Source organism: Gilliamella sp. W8126 (genome assembly GCF_016102185.1).
GTDB classification, from domain to species: Bacteria; Pseudomonadota; Gammaproteobacteria; order Enterobacterales; family Orbaceae; genus Gilliamella; species Gilliamella apis_A.
This window is the reverse complement of the sequence record NZ_JACFPE010000007.1, coordinates 100,354-121,144: the sequence shown is the minus strand read 5'-3', so window position 1 is coordinate 121,144 and position 20,791 is coordinate 100,354. Positions and strand designations below refer to the sequence as shown.

17 protein-coding genes are annotated in these 20,791 nt (G+C 35.6%); 5 read left to right on the top strand and 12 right to left on the bottom strand.

The window, feature by feature from the left end; genetic code table 11:
• The first annotated feature begins 336 nt into the window (after positions 1-336).
• Entirely contained in the window at positions 337-882 is a 546-nt protein-coding gene (locus H3S74_RS11180; RefSeq protein ID WP_198222361.1) for an NADAR family protein, read from the top strand.
• 69 nt (positions 883-951) lie between these two features.
• On the opposite strand, the gene H3S74_RS11175 is transcribed toward H3S74_RS11180, so the two are convergent.
• The 11 genes from H3S74_RS11175 to H3S74_RS11125 all read right to left on the bottom strand — a co-directional run bounded on the left by H3S74_RS11175 (position 952) and on the right by H3S74_RS11125 (position 15,534).
• Positions 952-1,746, bottom strand: coding sequence for an ABC transporter ATP-binding protein (locus tag H3S74_RS11175; RefSeq protein ID WP_198201787.1), 795 nt, complete (start codon positions 1,744-1,746; stop codon positions 952-954).
• Between the two features lie 2 nt (positions 1,747-1,748).
• Positions 1,749-2,693: an ABC transporter permease gene (locus tag H3S74_RS11170; protein ID WP_110448614.1), complete on the bottom strand. Its 945-nt coding sequence runs from the start codon at positions 2,691-2,693 to the stop codon at positions 1,749-1,751.
• A gap of 62 nt (positions 2,694-2,755) precedes the next feature.
• Positions 2,756-3,733, bottom strand: a complete 978-nt coding sequence (locus H3S74_RS11165; RefSeq protein ID WP_198201785.1) for an ABC transporter substrate-binding protein — start codon at positions 3,731-3,733, stop codon at positions 2,756-2,758.
• Positions 3,734-3,981: 248 nt separating this feature from the next.
• Positions 3,982-4,944 (bottom strand): ABC transporter substrate-binding protein, encoded by a 963-nt coding sequence (locus H3S74_RS11160; protein ID WP_198201784.1) that lies wholly within the window; start codon positions 4,942-4,944, stop codon positions 3,982-3,984.
• Between the two features lie 118 nt (positions 4,945-5,062).
• The gene (gene fdhE / locus H3S74_RS11155; RefSeq protein WP_198247887.1) at positions 5,063-5,971 is read right to left on the bottom strand and encodes a formate dehydrogenase accessory protein FdhE; all 909 of its coding nucleotides are present in this window, start codon (positions 5,969-5,971) and stop codon (positions 5,063-5,065) included.
• A gap of 89 nt (positions 5,972-6,060) precedes the next feature.
• Entirely contained in the window at positions 6,061-6,759 is a 699-nt protein-coding gene (locus tag H3S74_RS11150; RefSeq protein WP_086362721.1) for a formate dehydrogenase subunit gamma, read from the bottom strand.
• On the bottom strand, positions 6,752-7,726 hold the full coding sequence (gene fdxH / locus H3S74_RS11145; protein ID WP_086358780.1) for a formate dehydrogenase subunit beta: 975 nt from the start codon (positions 7,724-7,726) through the stop codon (positions 6,752-6,754). Before fdxH ends, H3S74_RS11150 begins: the two co-directional genes overlap by 8 nt.
• 15 nt (positions 7,727-7,741) lie before the next feature.
• Positions 7,742-10,810 (bottom strand): formate dehydrogenase-N subunit alpha, encoded by a 3,069-nt coding sequence (gene fdnG, locus H3S74_RS11140; RefSeq protein ID WP_198247886.1) that lies wholly within the window; start codon positions 10,808-10,810, stop codon positions 7,742-7,744.
• A gap of 293 nt (positions 10,811-11,103) precedes the next feature.
• Positions 11,104-13,524, bottom strand: coding sequence for a glycerol-3-phosphate 1-O-acyltransferase PlsB (plsB, locus tag H3S74_RS11135; RefSeq protein ID WP_110448610.1), 2,421 nt, complete (start codon positions 13,522-13,524; stop codon positions 11,104-11,106).
• A gap of 349 nt (positions 13,525-13,873) precedes the next feature.
• Entirely contained in the window at positions 13,874-14,638 is a 765-nt protein-coding gene (aroD, locus tag H3S74_RS11130) for a type I 3-dehydroquinate dehydratase (protein WP_086365103.1), read from the bottom strand.
• 23 nt (positions 14,639-14,661) lie between these two features.
• Positions 14,662-15,534, bottom strand: coding sequence for a shikimate dehydrogenase (locus H3S74_RS11125; RefSeq protein ID WP_110448608.1), 873 nt, complete (start codon positions 15,532-15,534; stop codon positions 14,662-14,664).
• 361 nt (positions 15,535-15,895) lie between these two features.
• Here H3S74_RS11125 and H3S74_RS11120 point away from each other — a divergent pair, with 361 nt between their 5' ends.
• Positions 15,896-17,239, top strand: a complete 1,344-nt coding sequence (locus tag H3S74_RS11120) for a Na+/H+ antiporter family protein (protein ID WP_110448607.1) — start codon at positions 15,896-15,898, stop codon at positions 17,237-17,239.
• 31 nt (positions 17,240-17,270) lie between these two features.
• On the top strand, positions 17,271-18,560 hold the full coding sequence (gene rsmB / locus H3S74_RS11115; RefSeq protein ID WP_198247885.1) for a 16S rRNA (cytosine(967)-C(5))-methyltransferase RsmB: 1,290 nt from the start codon (positions 17,271-17,273) through the stop codon (positions 18,558-18,560).
• Positions 18,561-18,616: 56 nt separating this feature from the next.
• Here the strand turns inward: rsmB and H3S74_RS11110 are convergent, their stop codons facing one another.
• Positions 18,617-19,156, bottom strand: a complete 540-nt coding sequence (locus tag H3S74_RS11110) for an NAD(P)H-dependent oxidoreductase (RefSeq protein WP_086360353.1) — start codon at positions 19,154-19,156, stop codon at positions 18,617-18,619.
• A 111-nt stretch (positions 19,157-19,267) separates the two neighbouring features.
• On the opposite strand from H3S74_RS11110, the gene H3S74_RS11105 reads away from it, so the two are divergent.
• A complete protein-coding gene (locus H3S74_RS11105; RefSeq protein ID WP_086360352.1) occupies positions 19,268-19,609 on the top strand; it encodes a helix-turn-helix domain-containing protein in 342 nt (113 codons plus the stop codon).
• Positions 19,610-19,808: 199 nt separating this feature from the next.
• Positions 19,809-20,783: a phosphoserine phosphatase gene (serB, locus tag H3S74_RS11100; RefSeq protein WP_198247884.1), complete on the top strand. Its 975-nt coding sequence runs from the start codon at positions 19,809-19,811 to the stop codon at positions 20,781-20,783.
• Positions 20,784-20,791: the final 8 nt, after the last annotated feature.

The window sequence follows — 20,791 nt, the reverse complement described above, 5'->3', positions numbered from 1 at the left end:
GTGTGGGTATTACCCATGTGAGAGTAGGGTGCCGCCAGACTTTTAAATATACGAGCCCAGCAGCGATGCTGGGCTTTTTTGCATTTTAGGATTAATAAATACTATTGTAGATAGTCAAATAATTTCTATACAACGCCTTATCACAAAAATATAACGTTATATTTCTTTTACATATCATACATAATCTTAAATACTTCTTATCGGCATCATTATTTTTGTTATATGAATGGTATACAGTTCTTTTCTATTAAAAAACAAAATATTTTTTACTAATACAATATTGGTATTTGATGGAAATACATATAACATATTCATCAGTGATGATAAGGAATTTATATGGATTTATTGCAATTACGCCAGCAATATAAAAGTGGTAAACGGTATAAATATATATATTTTTGGGGACATGTAGAAAAACAACCTTCTATCGTAACAAAGAGTTGTTTTAGCCAATGGTATCCAAGTCGTTTTGAGGTTGATAATATTTACTATCCAACTGCAGAACATTATATGATGGCTGAGAAAGCAAGATTATTCGGTGATGAGCAAATATTATCAAAAATACTTACTGCTAATTCTCCTGGATTAGCAAAGGCATTAGGGCGTCAAGTAAAAGGATTCATACCGGATATTTGGGATGAACACTGCTTTAATATTGTCATAAATGGTAATTATGCTAAGTTTTCACAGAATCCAAAGTTGACGGATTTTATATTATCAACCAAACAAAGAATATTAGTAGAAGCAAGTCCGGTTGATAAAATATGGGGCATAGGATTGTCTCAGGATGATCCTAATATTGATAATCCGCTAATGTGGTGTGGAAAAAATTTGCTTGGATTTGCTTTAATGAATGTTCGCCAACAATTACAAGAAAAATAATGAATTATTTAAACGAATCTTGTTGGATAAGAAGCAATATTCAGCTATTAAATATTGCTTCTTGATTTATTAACCTAATAATAAGGCATCGTCAGTTACTTTTTCACCACGGGTTTTTTCAAACATATCTAATAAATCTGTGACTGTTAGCTTATCTCGTTGTTCTCCTGACACATCAAGTACTACTTGTCCTTGATGTAGCATCACTGTTCTTGTGCCATATTCTAATGCTTGTTTCATTGAATGAGTCACCATCATAGTGGTTAATTGGTTTTTCTGAACAATTTCATTAGTCAGATCCAAAACAAATTGTGCTGTTTTGGGATCGAGAGCTGCGGTATGTTCATCAAGTAATAATATCTTGGATGGTTGTAATGTTGACATGAGTAGGCTAACTGCTTGTCTTTGTCCACCAGAAAGCAAGCCCATCATATCTGATAGTCTATTTTCTAAACCTAAATTTAGCGTTGCTAGTTTCTCTTTAAATAGAGCACGCAGTCTACGATTTAAAGCAGGTCGTAAAGTAAAATTATTACCACGGTTGTAAGCGATAGCTAAATTTTCTTCTATGGTTAGGTTTTCACACGTTCCGACCATTGGATCTTGGAATACTCGTGCCACCATTCCAGCTCTTTTCCAAGCTGGCCAGCGTGTAACACTTTTATTATTGATGATAATATGGCCAGAATCAACAATCAGATCACCACTAATGACATTAAGTAATGAACTTTTTCCTGCACCATTACTACCAATAATAGTAACAAATTCCCCTTTTTTGATATTGAGATTCAAACCACGTAATACATGATTTTCAATTGGCGTTCCTTTATTAAACGTCAATTGTAATTGTCCTACTTTAATCATGCTTACTTACCTCTTTTTTTAGAATATTTTTTTAGTTGTTTTGGTAATACTAATGCCAATACAACCAATATTGCCGTAATAAGATTTAGGTCTTCAGTACCTACACCAATTTCTTGTAAGAATTCATTACTGAGTGCGAAAGCGATAAATAACCGATATAAGATTGCGCCAAAAATAACTGCAATCATAACTGCCCAGATGCGTTTTGTTGGGAATATACTTTCACCAATAATAATTGAAGCAAGACCGATAACAATGGTACCAACTCCAATAGTGATATCGGCACCACCTTGTGTTTGCACGAATAATGAACCACCTAGAGCGATTAATCCGTTTGATATTGCCATCCCTAAAATAGTGATCGCACCAGTTGGAATGCCTTGAGATTTTGCCATTCGTTGATTAGTACCGGTTGCTCTTAGTGCTAATCCAACTTGAGTATTTAGAAATAGATTAAGTAGTAGCCAAAAAACTATAACAAACGCTAAAATTATCATAGGTTGTACTAGATATTGATTGCTGTAATCTTCAGCCATAAATGGTGAAAAAATAGTTTTTGCATCTAGTAATGATAAATTAGGCGATCCTGCCATTCTTGGGGTTTCATCCATAATATATGGGCCTATCCCTAAAATTCTTAAGTTAATAGAGTATAGACCTATCATTACAATAATACTGGATAGTAATTGCAATATATTAAGTTTAACATAGAGTAGTCCAGTCATTGCACCTGCAATACAACCAGCAAACATACCTAAAAATGTTGCTATCCATGGATCAATACCAACGTACATACATAATCCACATACTGCACCACCAAGTGGAAAACTTGCATCAGCTGTTAGATCGGGGAAATCAAGTAATCTAAATGAGATAAACACACCCAAACTAACTAATGCGTAAATAAGTCCTATTCCAATTGAGCCTAATAAAAATTCAAATGACATGAAAAAATCCACTAAAAAAGTAACCGCCAAATTTGGCGGTTTAGTTATTAAAACGGTTTAAATTATTTTTCGACGACTTTTGCCGCTGATTTTAATACTTCTTCCGATAGCGTTACACCCTGACGTTCAGCCGCTTTCTTATTAATTGTTAACTGTGTGATATTGCCAACTTGTGGTGCAATATCACCTGGTTTTTCACCGTTAAGAATTCGAATAACAATTTTACCAGCTTGACGGCCAAGATCATAATAACTCATTCCTAAAGCGGCAATCGCACCTCGTTCAGCTGAATCAGGATCTGATGCTACTAGTGGAATTTTGTTTTCATTGGCAACTTTAGCTAAAGCTTCGTAGGCCGAAACGACGTTATTATCGGTTGTTGTATAGATCAGATCAACTTTTCCTTTTAAACTTCTTGCTGCAGTTGAAATGTCAGAGGTTCGTTGTGCCGGTGCAGCTATGATTTTCATGCCACGTTTTTCAAGTGCAACTTGTAATTCTTTAAGTACAATTGTTGAATTAACTTCACTAGGACTGTAAACATAACCGATATTTTTTGCATCTGGTTTGATTTTTAACATCATATCGATTTGTGATTCTAATGATAAAGCATCGGAAACCCCAGTTACATTTGTTTTAGATGCTTCCCAACTTGGCGTCAATTTAGCTGCAACCGGATCCGTTACTGCAGTAAAAACGATAGGGATTAATTTAGTGGTAGCCACTAACGCTTGGGTACTTGGTGTAGCAATCCCTACGATAGCATCTGGTTTATTGGCAACAAATTGTTTAGCGATTTGGGCTGCATTAGCGCTACTACCTTGGGCACTAGCAAATTGTAATTTTAAGTTTTCACCAGCAATATAGCCATTATCTTTTAACTCATCTTCAACACCTTTACGGACATTATCTAAGGCAGGATGTTCGACAATAGCGGTGATAGCAACAAATTTTTGTTCGGTTTTATTATCTGCAGATGAAAAAAATGTTACTGCGGATAAACTGAGTAACATAAAAAGTTTAATTATTGAATTTCGCATTTGCTACTCCTGTAATATTTATTTTACATTCAATCTAAATATTAGCTTACTATAAAGCAAAATCGGACAATTTTCTATAGTTAAAAGAAAGTATATATGTAAATTATTTTTTACAGTTTGTGTTATTTTTGTCGAAATAAATGCGTTATTTACCAATAAACGATAGTAATAATTTTTGAGGAGAGGGGTTTTTAAAACCTTGCTCATTTCAATGAGCAAGGGATTTGATGATTATTTAAGATAAGAATTTATTTTTGACCGATAACTTTATAGGCTGATTCGATAACATCTGCTGATAAATCAATTCCTTGCTTCTTAGCTGCATCAATATTGACCACCAAACGTAATGCTTGACCTATCTCTGGCGTAATATCTCCTGGTGCTTCACCATTTAAAACTCTTACCACAAGTTTGCCTGATTGGCGGCCAACATCGTAATAACTCATACCATAAGCGGCAACTGCACCACGTTCAATTGCATCGGGGAATGATGCTAACAGAGGTATTTTATTTTCGTTGGCAAATTTAACTAATGATTCATAAGCCGAAACAACATTGTTATCTGTTGTCGTATAAATAAGATCAACTTTTCCTTTAAGTGTATTAGCCGCAGTTGAGATATCTGCGGTACGTTGAGCAGGTACCGCTATTAATGATATATTTTGTTGGCTAAGTTGCTGTTGTAGGTTTTTTAGCACTACAGTTGAGTTAATTTCACTAGGACTATAAATATAACCTACAGCTTTTACATTAGGTACAATTTTCTTCATAAACTCAATTTGAGGGCCTATTTCTTGATAATCTGAAACTCCTGTAACATTGTTATGTGTTGGTTCCCAGTTTTTGATTAATTTAGCTGCAATTGGATCGGTAATTCCAGCAAAGACGACTGGGATTTGTTTGGTCGCGGCAACCGTTGCTTGGGCACTTGGTGTCGCTATAGCGACGATAACATCAGGTTTAGCTGCGACAAATTGGCGTGCAATTTGTGCGGCTGTAGCACTACTACCTTGGGCACTTCGATATTGTACCTGTAAGTTTTCATTCAATTTAAAACCACTTGCGATTAACTCGTCTTTTACCCCATCACGGATTTGATCTAATGAAGGATGTTCAACAATTGCTGTTATCGCAACATTTTTTATGGTATCAGCTAAACAGGAAAATGATGTAATTACTAACATCACTATCAATAATAAATAACGTTTCATTATCAAGAACTCATAAACTAGTACAGTGATATTATTTTAGTCTTAATAATTTAAAATGTTAAGTAATATTTTTATAATTAATTATTATAAAAAGATAAAATGTTCCTAATTGAAAATTTTATTTTTGTGCAAAAACAAATGGGTTTATCCCACTTTTTGCGAATCCTTCTTCTTCTGTTTTTATATCTAAGATTAATGATGCTACATCATCGGCAATAACTTCTATGTGAGGATCTTTATCTTGATCTAAAATTTTCAGATAGCTATGACAGGCATCACAACATTCAGTTTTTATTGCTGCCATTTCGTTATCTAATGAGAAATATTGGATATCTTGCATATTATCGCAACAAGTACATTTTACCCGTGGTACATACCATTCGCTTTCACACAAACTACAATGAAGGTATCTTAAACCATTATTACCGCCAAGTTGAATCACACTAGCAACCGGTAGGCTATTACAAACAGGGCATAGCCAACTTTGATCAGTATTTTCAGCGACTGCTTTTCCTTTAATTTGATTAGCCAGTTGACTGTAATAAACCGATAATGCAGACCAAATAAATATAGATTCGTTGCCTTCGACTAGATCAAATTTACCTTGTAGTAAACTAATTGCTTTTTCTTGAAGTTGTTCAGGATTATTTTGTTTTAATCGTTGAATTACGGCATCGATTTGTTCGCTGGTATCGGAAAAAGAATTTAATAGTTCAGATAAATAATCTTGCCAAATATCATTTAATGGTAAATTCTCTAAACTTAATGGCGCTAAGTCATTATTGAGTAAATTTGGTGCTTCAATAGCGTTTTGTTGATTAATTAATTTGGCTTGTTGCTCTGCAATTTTTGCACAAAATAGTAAATAATCGCTTAATGGGTTATTTTTGGCTAAAGTTTTCAAACGTGCCGCGCGGTGAATATAAAGTGTTTTCGTTGATGGATAAAATAGCAATGGGATCTGCCTAATTACTGAGCTTATATTTTGTTGTTCGAGTTGTTCTTGCGAAATGATTTTTATACTCATTATTGATTACCACTTTGAGGTTTTATCCAGAATTGATTTAGCCATTTAGCTAATCTGCTGATTAATATCAGCAGATCTACTATTAGACTTTATAAAGCAGGTTTTTGCTCAGTTTGCGGTGATTGCTCAACCTTAGTTTCACTCTCGGCATTAAGTTCTTGCTGATAAACTTTTTTCATTTCTTCTTCGTACCATGATGAATGATTTTTAAGCGCCCAAGCTCGAGAAACATAGCCAGTTATCATACCTTTTATTGAACCTTTTACCCAAAGTGCCATATAAGCATGCCCAATGGCTAATAAAATAAGACATATAGCTGCAAAAGAATGTAAAAATATGGCAATACGGACTATTTGAATTGGGAAGTAATCGGAAACGTAGCGACGCCACATAATTAAACCTGTGACAAATAATACAAAGATCAGACTCATAATGCACCAGAATAGAAATTTCTGACCAACATTATACTTACCGATCGGAATACCTTCTTCTTTACCCATAATGACGTGTTTAAAGTTTTTAATCCATAACAGGTCATTTTTATTTGGAATATTATGATGTGCTAGTTTTATAAACATAAACATTAATAAAACGAATACTACACAACCAATGATTGGATGCAACGCTCTAACTAGTTGTGGTGTACCAAGAAATAATCCAAATAGCTTAATGGATGGAAAAAACAGGGACAAACCAGATAGTGCCGTTAGAATAAACAAACAGACCATACACCAATGACAGAAACGTACAATAAGTGGTGTTCTTAATATCATTCCTTTTTTATTCATGATGAGCCTCCGTTTGCGACGAATTAGGCGTATTTTTTCGGCCAAAAATAGGCAATCCTAAACGTTTCCTTGCTTGTTTATCTGCTTCTTTTTCGTGTTCTATATCTTCTTCATCGACTTCAATCGCACCGACACCCATATAATGGAACAGCAATCCACCAAAAGTAGCGACAAAAGCCGCTGCGGATAGTGGCTTCCAAGCACCTTTCCAGAATTTAACAATTTCACTAATTTGTGGGTCTTTTGGTAAGCCATGATAAAGTTCAGGTTGATCAGCATGATGTAAAACATACATAACATGTGTGCCACCCACACCTTCTGGATTATAGAGACCAGCGTGTTCAAATCCACGTTTTTTCAAATCAGTAATTCGATGCTCGGCATGACGAATCATATCTTGTTTGGTGCCAAAATGAATCGCTCCCGTTGGGCACGTTTTTACACAGGCTGGCTCTTGGCCAACTGCAACGCGATCAACACATAAGGTACATTTATAAGAGTGATTATCTTCTTTACTGATTCTAGGAATATTAAATGGACAGCCGGCCACACAATATCCACATCCAATACAGTGTTCCGATTGAAAATCAACAATACCATTAGCGTATTGAATAATCGCCCCTTCCGACGGACACGCTTTTAGACAGCCAGGATCTGAACAGTGCATACAACCATCTTTACGAATAAGCCATTCAAATTTGCCATTAATTTCAACTTCTGAATAGCGCATAACGGTCCATGCTTTAGGTTCTAAGTCGGCAGGGTTGTCATAAACACCGACGCTATTACCTATTTCGGCACGCAGATCATTCCATTCGCTACAAGCGACTTGGCAAGCTTTACAACCGATACAGGTAGTTACATCAATTAACTTGGCAACTTCCTGCTGATAATCTCGTACCCGAGGTGCAGGGGTTAAAGCGTTAGTTGCTGAGCGGCGAATAATATCTTGAGTTTGTAATGACATAATTTATCCTCCCCCTTATGCCGCTGTAGTAACTTTTTCGATATTAACTAAAAAAGATTTATATTCTGGTGTTTGTGAATTAGCATCACCTAAATGAGGTGTTAATTCATTAACCAAAAAGCCTTTTTTCGTTTGCCCAGTGAATCCCCATACAATTGGAATTCCTATGGTTTCGATCTCTTTACCATCAACAGTCAAAGTTGGTAAACGTTTTGTCACAACTGCTTTCGCTTTGATATAACCTCGATAAGAGGTAACTTTTACCGTATCGCCTAATTTTATGCCTTTCTTATTGGCAAGATTTTCACTTAATTCAATAAATTGTTCTGGTTGTGTTATTGATGCTAGTCTTGCATGTTGAGTCCAGAAATGGAAATGTTCAGTGATACTATAAGTTGTGCCGACATAAGGAAACTCGTCTGCTTTACCCAAACGTGCAAGATCTTCTTTAAATGCTCTAGCAACAGGATTATTCATCTGTTTAGGATGCATTGGATTATTGGAAATTGGTGTTTCAAATGGCTCATAATGTTCAGGGAATGGGCCATCAACCAAACGATTTAAGCAGAATAATCCACCTAAACCATCATTATTCATGATAAATGCACCAGCACCAGAGCTTGGTGATAATGTACCTGTAAAGTCAGCGATATCATTACCATCCCAATTTGTACCGTTCCACTTGATTAATACTCGATTTGGATCCCATGGTTTACCATTTTCGTCGGCAGAGGCGCGGTTATACAGCACTCGTCGATTCATTGGCCATGCCCATGCCCAGCCAGCATGGATACCTTTACCGGATGGATCACTAGGATCTCGGCGTGCCATTAGGTTACCTTGTTCAGTCCAAGACCCACAGAATATCCAGATCCCTGATGAGGTGGAGCCGTCAGCTTTTAATTGTGAAAAACCACTTAATAGTTGGCCTTTCTTCAAAATAATATTGCCATTATCATTAGTTAAGTTAGTTAATGCTCGACCATTACACTCTTTAGCTAGTTCTTCAGCCGATGGACCTTCTGGATCTAGATAATCCCAGCTTAAATTGTTAATTGGTTCGTGATAAGCACCACCTTCTTCTTCATAAAGCTCTTTAATTCTTAAGTAAATGCGGGCAATAATTTCTGGATCATAAAGTGATTCATAAGGAGGTCTTGCTGCTGCCCAGTGCCATTGTAATAAACGTGATGAGTTAACAATTGTTCCGTTTTCTTCAGCAAAGCAGTTAGCAGGAAGTCTAAATACCTCTGTTTGAATTTTGCTTGGATCAACATCGTTGGATTCGCCATGATTTTTCCAAAACTCAGCTGTTTCGGTTGGCATTGGATCAATGTTAACTAAAAATTTAAGCTTAGATAAACCATCACGAATACTATTTTTATCAGGCAGTGCTGCTAATGGGTTGAAACCTTGGCAAATAAAGCCGTTAGCTTGACCATCACGCATCATTTTGCTGAATCTTAAAACATCATAGGTTTTATCCCATTTTGGTAACCAATCAAATCCCCAATTGTTATCTTGAGTGGCATTCTCGCCGTACATTGCTTTCATAAAGCTAACAAAGAATTTCGGGTAATTACCCCAAAAATTGACCTCATTTGGACCGAGTGGTTTAGGGGTTTTTTCTGTCAGATATTGCTCAAGTGAAGTTTGCGATTCTTTTGGTAAGTCAAGATAAGCAGGCAAGCGATTAGACAGTAAACCAACATCTGTTAATCCTTGAATATTGGAGTGACCGCGAAGCGCATTTATACCGCCACCCATGACACCAATATTACCAAGAATCAATTGAATCATTGCCGCGGTACGAATAATTTGCGAACCATAAGTATGTTGAGTCCAACCTAAAGCATATAAGAAAGTTGCTGCACGATCGTTGGTTTTGGTACTAGCAAGAGATCGACAAACATGTAAAAAACCGTCTATTGGACTACCGGTTATTTGATTCACCACTTCTGGTGTATAACGACTAACATGTTGTTTTAATAAATTCCATACACAACGTGGATGACTTAGTGTTTTATCTCTTAATGCATAACCCTTTTCATCTTTTTGATATGCCCAGCTGGTTTGATCGTATTGGCGGTTAGCGGCATCATAACCACTAAATAAACCACTATTTGTATCGAAGTTAAAATCATCACGGACAATTAAACTGGCATTAGAGTGGGTAACTAGATATTCAAAGTTTACTTCGTTATGTGAGATAAGGTAGTTAATAATGCCAAGTAAAAAAGCAATGTCAGAACCAGCACGAATTGGTACATAATGATCGGCGACGGAGGCAGTTCGATGAAAACGTGGATCAATTGCAATCAGTTCCGCACCGTTAGTAATTTTAGCTTCAATAGCCCATTTAAATCCAACAGGGTGGGCTTCCGCTGCATTACCCCCCATAACGATAACAACATTAGCATTTTTGATATCATTCCAATTATTGGTCATCGCGCCTCGACCGAATGTCGCAGCTAAGCTAGAAACAGAAGGACCATGACAAACCCTAGCTTGGGTTTCGAGGCTTAACATTCCTAATGAACGAGCAACTTTAAACGCTAACCAACCAGTTTCATTACTTGCTGCTGAGGTAACCAACCAGCCGGTTGTTGTCCAGCGATTAACTGTCGTACCTTGTGCATTTTTTTCTTGAAAGTTTTTATCTCGGTCAGCTTTCATGAGTCGTGCAATGCGATCAATTGCTTCATCCCAACTAATCCGTTGCCATTTATCAGAACCAGGAGCACGATATTCAGGATATTTAACCCGTTGTTCGCTTTTAATATAATCAAGTACTCCAGCTCCTTTCGGACAAAGAGAGCCACGGCTAACAGGATGGTCAGGGTCACCTTCGATATGAAAAATAGATGATTCGGCATTTTTTGCTCCATCTCCTCGGCTATAGAGGAGCATTCCACATCCAACGGAGCAGTAAGTACAATTGTTTCGCGTCTCTTTTGATTTTAATAATTTATATTGGCGAGTTTGTGCAAGAGCTATGCTCGGGGCAAGACCCAGCGTAGCTACTGTGGTTCCTGCCATGCCACCAGCACAGATCTTAAAGAACTGTCTACGGTTAAATAGCATATGAACTCCTTAAAAAGCTGACATTACATTATTTAGATTGTTATGTTGGAATGGATAAACATCCTTATTAATTGTAATGATAATATTTAATTGAATGGAAATAAAGGGATAAATATTCAAAAGTTTGATATATGTCAAAAATAGCGTTTGCTATTTAATTGTTTTAGGGTTTTATTTAGATATAAATATATTGTTAGTGAAATTAATTAAGTGAAAAAATTGTTTAAATTAATGATTATAAATGCAGTATATTTGGCTTACTGATAATAATCAAGTAAGCCTTAACCAATTTATTATTTTGGATTAATTTCGTCGATGGTTTGCATTACACGAGTGGTAATAAGAGGTTTAAGAATTTTATTCATGATTTCGATTTTCGCTAAATTAGCATCACCTTTATCATCTAAATAACCTTGTTCTCTTAGTGAAGCAACCAATGTTGAAAAGACGCCTTTATCGAAAAATTCTGGTGCATTAATACCATGAAGTATCGATAAACGTTCTGCTATTAATCGCCCTTCTTTTTCCAAACTTGCTCGGCTGATGGTTGGATCTTTTTGCAATAATGAAAATGCAATGACATAGCGTTGTAATGTATCTTTTGAGGATGATGCCAATAGCTGTAAACCTGACATTTTTAAGTAGTTCAAGGTTAATTTGTCTGGCGTGTAACTGATTAGATTCAATTCAGCATAAGTTGCAATAATTTTATTCACATACTCAGTTAGTTGTTCATCGTTGTGATATAAAAATAGTTCTGATTTTATTAATGGGAACAGCAGTTTGACTTGCATAAGTACTTCATCAAGCGAAATACGGTTATTTTTAAGCAAAATTCGCGCGACAATTGCTGGAATGATCAGTAAATGCTGAATGTTATTACGATAATAGGTCATCAATACTGCTTGATCGGCTGTTAAACCTACCATTTCACCAACTTCATCAGTGGTAATGACAAATTTGCCCATCTCTTTAGCATGTTCGAACATCTGTTCAGCAGTTTGATCAGGAATGGTAATTAAGTCGGAATAAGGAATGTTTTTTAATAATTTTAAGAGATAATCAATATTTTCTAATAATTTTACTTTGGTTAATGTACATTGGTCAGCAGCTAACAATATTGAACAACATAAATTCATCGCATTAATTGCAGCAGATGAATTTATGTGTTCCATTATTTGTGTAGCCAGCAGGTTAGTTGTGGGTGTTAACCAGCTAGGGCGTTGTGTTCCTGTTGGATCAATCGCATCTCGCCAATCGGGAATTTGTTGATTTAAAAATTGATTTAAAGGGATAGGATCACCAAAGTTAACATAACCAAATCCTAATTTTTTCAATTTTAAAAATGCTTTAATTGTACGCCACAAGCTCTCTTTTTCTTTTTTTGCGCCACGAAGTTCATTGGCATAAGTGGCAACTTCTAAAACATGTTCATAACCAATATAAACAGGAACGATTGTGATTGGCCGAGGATCACCACGCAATAAAGTCTGGACTGTCATCATTAACATTCCTGTTTTAGGATCAAGTAACCTACCTGTGCGTGATCGACCACCCTCAATGAAATACTCGACCGCATAACCTCGGATAAATAACTCAGCTAAATACTCCCGAAATACAGCGGTATAAAGTTTATTACCTTTAAATGAACGGCGAATAAAAAATGCCCCTAAGCGCCTAAAAATAGGGCCTGCTGGCCAGAAGTTTAAATTAATACCTGCAGCAATATGTGGTGGCACCAGTCCTTGTCGATAAAGTACATAGGATAGTAATAAGTAATCCATATGACTGCGATGACATGGCGCATAGACAATTTCATGGCCATTTTCAGCTAATTCTCGAACTGGGTCAGCATTAGTAACTTTTAGACCTTGATAAAGTCTATTCCATGCCCAAGTCAGAACAAAATCGGTCACTCTAAGCATGCGGTAAGAAAAATTAGCTGCAATTTCGTTTAATAATGATAGGGCATTCTTTTTGGCTTTATCCTGATCTATTTTTTTGCTTTTAGCTTCTTCTTGTATAGCTTCGGCAAGGGCAGGATTAGTAAGTAATTTGTTAAGCATCTCCTGACGAATAGGTAACTTCGGACCAACAGAGGCAGCCCTTTGTTTGGCAAAGTGTATGCGTGCGACTCGAGCAAGTTTGTGGGCTAAAACAGAGATATCTTGATTATCGTCAACCTTAATATTTTTAAATGATACCGTTCGAGAGAATCGAGTATAACAGTCGCGGCCAGAAATTAAGATTTTATAAAGTTTATACGTTGCGCCTAAAACTTGTAGTGAAGGCATTTTTTTACCTTCTTTATCTGGTTTTCGCCCGAACATAACGGAAACTGGCAACATTTGCACATCTAGTTCATCATTTTGTTGATGCGCTGAGATATATTCCCTTAAAATTTCAATTGATTTATTTTTTTGTTTTTTAGACGCAAAAATACCCGGCCCTTTATCAATATAAATATAAGCAGGAATAGTATTACCATTAATATCAATGCCTAGTAAAGGATCTGGCAAATCATATTTAAGACAAAGTGATCTCACTACCATTAAGTCAATTTGCGAATTATAAGGTAGCACATACAAAATTGGTCGATGGATATCGAGATCCAATTCAGTAATAGGATCGGTAGGAATTGGTTTACTTTTAACAAAAAGCTTAACAGGGATCTGAATTAGTGAAAAATAAACTTTTGTCCACCAAGAAAACATAAAAATAAACCTCATATTTTGTGGCTAATTATATAATTAAATCATTGTTAGCCATTCGTTTATCGACTGACTTGTCGATGCATAAATTGCAAATTTATATTGTTATTTTACTTTTTAACAATAAACATTAATCCAAGTATATATGTGTTATTGTCTAACTGTTAGTTAATTTGCATAATCTTTCAGCTAGATTGTTTTAATTTATAGATGCCTATGCCTACCCATTATAAAGACATATTAATAGCAACACTATATAGTTTATTGAAATTAAGTTATCACAATGGTTGTATTAATGAGCGAAAACTAGCCATCACAATCCAGTTTAAATCGTGATGGCATCAGTTTATTATCAAGCTTTGCTTTGATACATTACATCTAAAATGTAACGTAATTGTTTAACATCGAGTTGACCTGGAGCTGAGGCGTTTTTGGCAGCACCAAATGTCATGGCTGAACCAAAGGTTGTCCCTGCAATGCGGCTGATTGCACCAAGACCGGCCATTGACATGGTAATAATTGGTTGTGTAGCAAATTTTTCATTCATTTCGCTGGTTGCGGCAAGTAATGTTAATACATCATTAGTATTTTGTGGCATCACGGCAATTTTAGGAATATCTGCACCTAAGTCTTGCATTTTTCTTAATCGATAGACAATATCACTTTGTGATGGTGTTTTTTCAAAGTCATGGTTTGAGGCAACCACGAATACGTTATTTTTATGCGCAATATCGATAATTTCTTTTACATTGTCATCGCCAATAAAGACTTCAACATCAATTAAATCAACTAAGCCACTGCTTGCCATTGCTTTATTTAGTTGCATATAAGCATCTAATGGCCATGGTTTTACGCCACCTTCATTTGCGGTACGGAAAGTAAATAAAATTGGTTTATTGGGCAATAAGGTCGCTATTTTTTGTGCTATGGATTTGACTGCATCAATATTATCAACTTGCGTAAAGTGGTCAACTCGCCATTCTAAAACGTCAAAATCAATAGATTGTAAAAACTTTACTTCATCAATGAGTTCATCTTCGGTTTTACCAATAATTGGCACAATTATTTTTGGAGTACCTTTACCTATCTCAAGCTGTTTAACTGTTACTATATTCATTTTATTTCCTGTTCACCACAAAATTAATCATTAAATCCCATTTGTTCTTTGACATAATCAATTGGTGCATCTTCGCCTGTCCAAATTTTTATTTGTGCCGCTCCTTGCCATAGCATCATACCGATGCCATTGAGTGTTTTACATCCTTGTTGTTCGGCCATTTCTAATAGCTTAGTTTTGCGTGGGCTATAAATACAATCTGTAACAACGAGATCTGATCGCAAGATTGTTGGATCGGTAATTAAACTTTGTCCTTCTAATGGTTTCATTCCTACACCAGTGGCATTACAAAGTACATCACTATCAGCAATTTGTTTTCTTAACTCATTCTCATCAGCTAGATCGGTAATATGTACTTTACATTTTGTCTGTTCATTTAATTTTTTTATTACCGATTCTATCTTTGTATAGCACTCATCTTTCTGATTAAAAATAGCAATTTCTTTTACACCATCAAGAGCTGCTTGTACGGCAATTGCGGTTGCCGCACCTCCGGCACCGAGAACGGTTATTTTTTTATCTAGCATATTAATGCCAGCTTCTGCTAGCATACGCATATAGCCTATGCCGTCAGTGTTATAACCAGTCAATACGCCATTATCATTTGAAATGGTATTACAGGCACCACTCATTTCTACCGCAGGTGTTAATTTATCAAGGTATTGGCAAACAAGTTGTTTATTGGGCATTGAAATAGCACTACCTCGTAACCCAAGCGCTCGTAAACCTTTTATTGCATCGGGTAGCTTTAGTTGATCGACTTCAAATGCTAAATAAATAAATGGAATATTTAATTTAGAGTAAATGGTATTTTGCATTTGCGGTGATAAACTATGACGAATCGGATAAGCCATTAAACCAATCAATAGAAAATGACCATCAATATTACTTCTCATTTGAAATTCTCCGTAACTAATCTAAATTTTGTCCAAAACTGATCATATACCATGATGTTTGTATATATTAACTTTGTTTAGCCAAAAAGCTGGCAATTTAGACCTTAGCTTATTTAATTCAATAGGATAATTATTTAATTGTAATTTCAGTTTTGCTATTGCTTTTATAATGACACGAGATCAAGTGTGCTACAACCTAAAGATATAACAATATTATTTGTTTTATTGATTCATATTTTAACATGGTCAGTTAATTGGTGATTAAAAAAGGCTTTATGCGAGTAAGCGTATACTAACAATTGCACTTTAAATAGCTATCGCCTAGAATAACCACCTTTATCTCGCTACGAAGAATCTATTTATGAATACTATTCTTGAGCTGTTTTCCTCAGTAAATGCAGTTGTTGTTGCTGTTATTTTAATGTTAGTGCTTTCGCTTTGCCGAGTTCATGTGGTAATTAGCTTAATTATTGGTGCATTTGCAGGTGGTTTATGCAGTCATCTAACCCTAAAAGAAACCATAGACGCTTTTAATGCAGGTATTAGTAACGGGGCTAATATTGCCTTATCTTATGCTATGTTAGGTGCGTTTGCCGTGGCTATTTCTAAATCAGGATTACCAGAATTATTAGCTGATAAAGCCATTAAACAATTAACTACTAATGATGCCAAAACACGAATTAAATGGTTATTAGTTATTATTATCGGGTTAGTTAGTATTTCCTCACAGAATATTATTCCAATTCATATCGCCTTTATTCCGCTTTTAATTCCACCACTTTTATATGTGATGTCGAGATTACAACTAGATAGACGAATGATTGCGTGTATTATGACATTTGGTTTGATTACGCCATATATGTTTTTACCGGTCGGATTCGGTAATATCTTTCTAAATCAAATTTTGTTAAAAAATATTATTTCGTCTGGAATGGATGTTAGTCATGTTAATGTCATGCATGCTATGGCTATTCCTGCTTTCGGTATGTTTGTTGGTTTACTATGGGCTATTTTTGTCAGTTATCGTAAACCGAGACAGTATGAACTTATCCGTGAAGAGAGTCATGCCGAACAGTTTAGTAATGTAAGTGCTCGTTCACTTATTATCTCATTATTAGCGATTGTTCTTTCTTTCACCGTGCAACTTTGTACTGGATCGATGATATTAGGTGCGTTAATTGGTTTTATTTGCTTTATTGTTTCAGGTTCAATCAAATGGGGCGAAGCAGATGGAATCTTCACCGATGGTATCAAAATGATGGCAATGATTGGTTTTGTGATGATATCTGCGCAAGGGTTTGCCGAAGTATTAAAACAGACGCATGAAATAGAACCTTTAGTCATTAATAGTGCAGCGTTATTTGCTGGAAACAAAGTCGTGGCCTCTTTCATGATGATGTTAGTTGGTTTGGTCATTACGCTGGGAATTGGCTCGTCATTTTCTACTGTTCCTATTATTGCGGCAATTTATGTTCCGTTATGCGTTCAATTAGGATTTTCACCAATTGCAACAGTTTGTTTAATTGGTGCATCAGGAGCTATCGGTGATGCCGGTTCACCACCTTCAGATACTATTTTAGCCACATCTGCTGGTTTAAATAGTGATGGACAGCATGACCATATTAGAGACAGTGTTATTCCAACCTTTACCCATTTCAATATTCCGTTATTTATTGCTGGATGGGTGGGATCATTGATTCTTTAAACAATTAAAAGAATTAAGGCTATTATTAGTTATGAATAAAAAGTCATACCAAAATATTCGTGCGCTTTGTGCAAAAGCTATTTTTGCGGTACTTGAAGAAGGACAATCACTTAGTACGGCTTTAGCATCTTTGAATAATCAAGTTGCTGATAAAGACAAAGCACTAGTGCAAGAGATCTGTTTTGGTGTAATGCGAGTGCTACCAGAACTGGATTTCTATATTCATAACTTAATGAGCAAGGTCTTAACTGGGAAAAATAGAATTTTACATTACTTATTGCTAACTGGATTGTACCAAATTCTTTATACCCGAATTCCTGAACATGCCGCTGTAGGCGAAACAGTTGGTGCGGTTAATGATTTAAAAAAACCGCAATTAAAAGGTGTGATTAATGGTGTTTTACGTGAATTTTTACGCCAACAGGCATCATTAAAACAAAAATTTCAGCAAGATAGTAAACAACAAATTAGTCAGACCTTACATCCTGGTTGGTTATTAAATCGTTTAAAATCAGCTTATCCAGAAAAGTGGCAAGCAATTGTTAATGCGAATAATCAGAAACCACCTATGTGGTTACGAGTTAATCTTAACCATTATTCGGTTAGTGAATACCAACAATTACTTGAAAAACAACAGATTGCTTCCGAGTCTTTTGCTGATATCCCTTGTGCTATTCGCTTAACTACTGCGGTAAATGTGACTAAGTTACCGTTTTTTGCTGAAGGAGCGGTAACAGTACAAGATTTATCAGCACAATATGCGGCTTATCTATTAGCACCTAAAAATGGTGAGCAAATTTTAGATATGTGTGCCGCTCCTGGCGGTAAAACCACCCATATTTTAGAACTTGCGCCAACAGCTAATGTATTAGCTGTAGATGTTGATGCCAACCGAGTTAAACGAATTGATGAAAATTTAACACGCCTAAAACAACATGCACAAGTCAAAGTTGGTGATGGTTTAACTCCTGAAAAGTGGTGTGATGGGCGTCAGTTTGATCGCATCTTGCTTGATGCTCCGTGTTCGGCTACCGGGGTTATTCGTCGTCATCCTGATATAAAATGGTTACGACGTGATAGCGATATCACTCAACTCACCGAACTACAATATGCTATTTTGACACGTATCTGGCCTTATTTAAAAGCAGGTGGCACTTTAGTTTATGCCACTTGCTCCGTATTGCCAGAGGAGAATAAGTTACAAATCGCCCGTTTTTTACAACAAACCCCCAACGCCAAACAGCAGGGAGAACTTAGGCAGTTTTTACCGACTGAATTGGCTGGTGATGGTTTTTTCTATGCTGTATTAAGGAAAGAATAGTTATTAGTAATAATGTTTGATGATTTATTATGCAAATATAAATCATCACCATTATTCTATTGTTTATATTTTTCAATCATTGTAACTAATTTTTCACTATGTTGTATTGCTTTGGCCTTTATTTCATTTGGCTCAGCGGTTACTGGTGATACCCCATATAAAACAACTGGTGTTAGGTATTGCATTTGGCTATAAAGTGCAGATAGTTTTACTGGTTGATGTAGATGATCGATTATATTAGCGTCATAATCACTATAATTTTTCTCAACTTGTCCGATAGTTAAACTGGTTAGTAATTTTTTATCTTTTAATTTATCGCCTTTTGAACCATAGGCAAATTGATAGGTAAATACATCATCAAACCATAATTTTAGGATCGCTGGCATATTAAACCAATACATCGGGTATTGTAAAATGATTAGCTCGTGTCTTAGCAATGCGGTTTGTTCTTCTTGCACATTAATTTGATAGTTTGGATAAAGCTGATGAATATTTCGAACTTCAAGATCTTTAACTTCATTTTGTAAGGTTTCAACAATAGTTTTATTGGCTGTTGATTGTTCAATATTAGGATGAGCTAAAATAATTAATGGCATAAAATTTCCTTTGTTTTTATACTATAAAAAATTGAGTTACTCTATTTAGTTTATTGACAAATATTTTTTAAGCAATATCTATCAAACTTGATAGTATAGTTAGGAATATGTATGCAAAGTGGTGAAGAACGGCTGTCAAAACGCTATAACAATAAAACTTATTATTGCCCAATAAGTTTAGCAATGGATTTAATTGGTGGAAAATGGAAAGGTGTAATCCTTTATTATTTACTTTCAGGGGAAAAACGATTTAGTGAGTTAAAGATATTGATTCCAGAAGTTACCGATATGACATTAAGCATTCAACTTAAAAAATTGGAACAAGATGGGCTTATTATTCGCCGTGTTTATGGCCAAAAACCACCACTTAAAGTGTTATATAAACTAACTCCACTTGGTGAAAAAGTTGGTCCCGCGCTTGAACAACTCTGTTTATGGGGGGAAGGCGTTTAGTTGTCATTTTTGTCTTTTTAATTGTTAGTTGATTTGCAATGATTAATGATGAATTAAATTCTTACTCAAAAAATTTTGAGGAACGGGGTTTTTTAAGCGATAAAATTTAATCAATAACATCTTATCATCGTTACTTGGACAATCTTTGGCAGATATGGTAAATTCCGAATCTGTTTTGCACTTTTAAGACTCTCGAAATATGGCTTACACATTAACCTATAGTGATCTCCCTGAAAATATACAATATTGGCAAGGTTTACCTTTATCTTTAAATGGTTGTGAAGTAGTCCCATTAGATTACAATGCCGGAAAAACTGGTTGGATTATTTATGGTAAAAAGTTAAATAAAACCTTGCTGTCAAAATTTCAAAGACAGTTGGCAATGCCGATGGTTGTGGTTTCTTCATGGAAAATTAAAACCTATCAAATTGTACGTATTGCAGGGGTAATGCCGAAAAAAGCCAAATCGATTTCGTTAAGCTTAGGGATTGATGTTGCACCAATCGATAATTTACCAACCTTACATTCTCCAGGCTTATTGGTTATGGATATGGATTCAACAGCTATTGGTATTGAATGTATTGATGAGCTGGCAAAGCTACAAGGTGTTGGTGAACAAGTTGCTACAGTTACTGAACTTGCTATGCGAGGTGAACTTGATTTTGCCACCAGTTTACGCAAACGCGTAGCTACCTTAAAAGGTGCAGAACAAACTATTTTAGATCAGGTAAAAGAGAGCTTACCATTAACGCCGGGATTAATTTATTTAGTTAAAGAGCTACATAAAAAAAATTGGCACGTTGCTATTGTTTCTGGAGGATTTACCTATTTTGCTGACCATTTAAAACAGAAGTTGAAACTGGTTGCTGCTCATGCTAATGAGTTAGAAATTAAAAAAGGCCAGTTAACTGGTAAAGTGATAGGGCAAATTGTTGATGCTAAATATAAAGCTCGAATGTTACAACAATTGGCTGCTTCTTTAGATATTCCGATTGAACAAACGGTTGCAATTGGCGATGGCGCTAATGATTTAATGATGATTCGAATTGCCGGACTTGGAGTTGCTTATCACGGCAAGCCGAAAGTGGTTGAAAAAGCAAGAATTAGTATCAATTATGCTGATTTAACTGGTTTATGGTGCATTCTATCTACCAGTTTATTAAGTGAAGGTTAGGAGAAAAA

Bases quoted from the DNA above. Each gene is read 5' to 3' on its own strand.
- H3S74_RS11180 (WP_198222361.1), top strand. From the start codon at position 337: ATGGATTTATTGCAATTACGCCAGCAATATAAAAGTGGTAAACGGTAT.
- H3S74_RS11175 (WP_198201787.1), bottom strand. From the start codon at position 1,746: ATGATTAAAGTAGGACAATTACAATTGACGTTTAATAAAGGAACGCCA.
- H3S74_RS11170 (WP_110448614.1), bottom strand. From the start codon at position 2,693: ATGTCATTTGAATTTTTATTAGGCTCAATTGGAATAGGACTTATTTAC.
- H3S74_RS11165 (WP_198201785.1), bottom strand. From the start codon at position 3,733: ATGCGAAATTCAATAATTAAACTTTTTATGTTACTCAGTTTATCCGCA.
- H3S74_RS11160 (WP_198201784.1), bottom strand. From the start codon at position 4,944: ATGAAACGTTATTTATTATTGATAGTGATGTTAGTAATTACATCATTT.
- fdhE (WP_198247887.1), bottom strand. From the start codon at position 5,971: ATGAGTATAAAAATCATTTCGCAAGAACAACTCGAACAACAAAATATA.
- H3S74_RS11150 (WP_086362721.1), bottom strand. From the start codon at position 6,759: ATGAATAAAAAAGGAATGATATTAAGAACACCACTTATTGTACGTTTC.
- fdxH (WP_086358780.1), bottom strand. From the start codon at position 7,726: ATGTCATTACAAACTCAAGATATTATTCGCCGCTCAGCAACTAACGCT.
- fdnG (WP_198247886.1), bottom strand. From the start codon at position 10,810: ATGCTATTTAACCGTAGACAGTTCTTTAAGATCTGTGCTGGTGGCATG.
- plsB (WP_110448610.1), bottom strand. From the start codon at position 13,524: ATGTTTTCTTGGTGGACAAAAGTTTATTTTTCACTAATTCAGATCCCT.
- aroD (WP_086365103.1), bottom strand. From the start codon at position 14,638: ATGAATATAGTAACAGTTAAACAGCTTGAGATAGGTAAAGGTACTCCA.
- H3S74_RS11125 (WP_110448608.1), bottom strand. From the start codon at position 15,534: ATGAGAAGTAATATTGATGGTCATTTTCTATTGATTGGTTTAATGGCT.
- H3S74_RS11120 (WP_110448607.1), top strand. From the start codon at position 15,896: ATGAATACTATTCTTGAGCTGTTTTCCTCAGTAAATGCAGTTGTTGTT.
- rsmB (WP_198247885.1), top strand. From the start codon at position 17,271: ATGAATAAAAAGTCATACCAAAATATTCGTGCGCTTTGTGCAAAAGCT.
- H3S74_RS11110 (WP_086360353.1), bottom strand. From the start codon at position 19,156: ATGCCATTAATTATTTTAGCTCATCCTAATATTGAACAATCAACAGCC.
- H3S74_RS11105 (WP_086360352.1), top strand. From the start codon at position 19,268: ATGCAAAGTGGTGAAGAACGGCTGTCAAAACGCTATAACAATAAAACT.
- serB (WP_198247884.1), top strand. From the start codon at position 19,809: ATGGCTTACACATTAACCTATAGTGATCTCCCTGAAAATATACAATAT.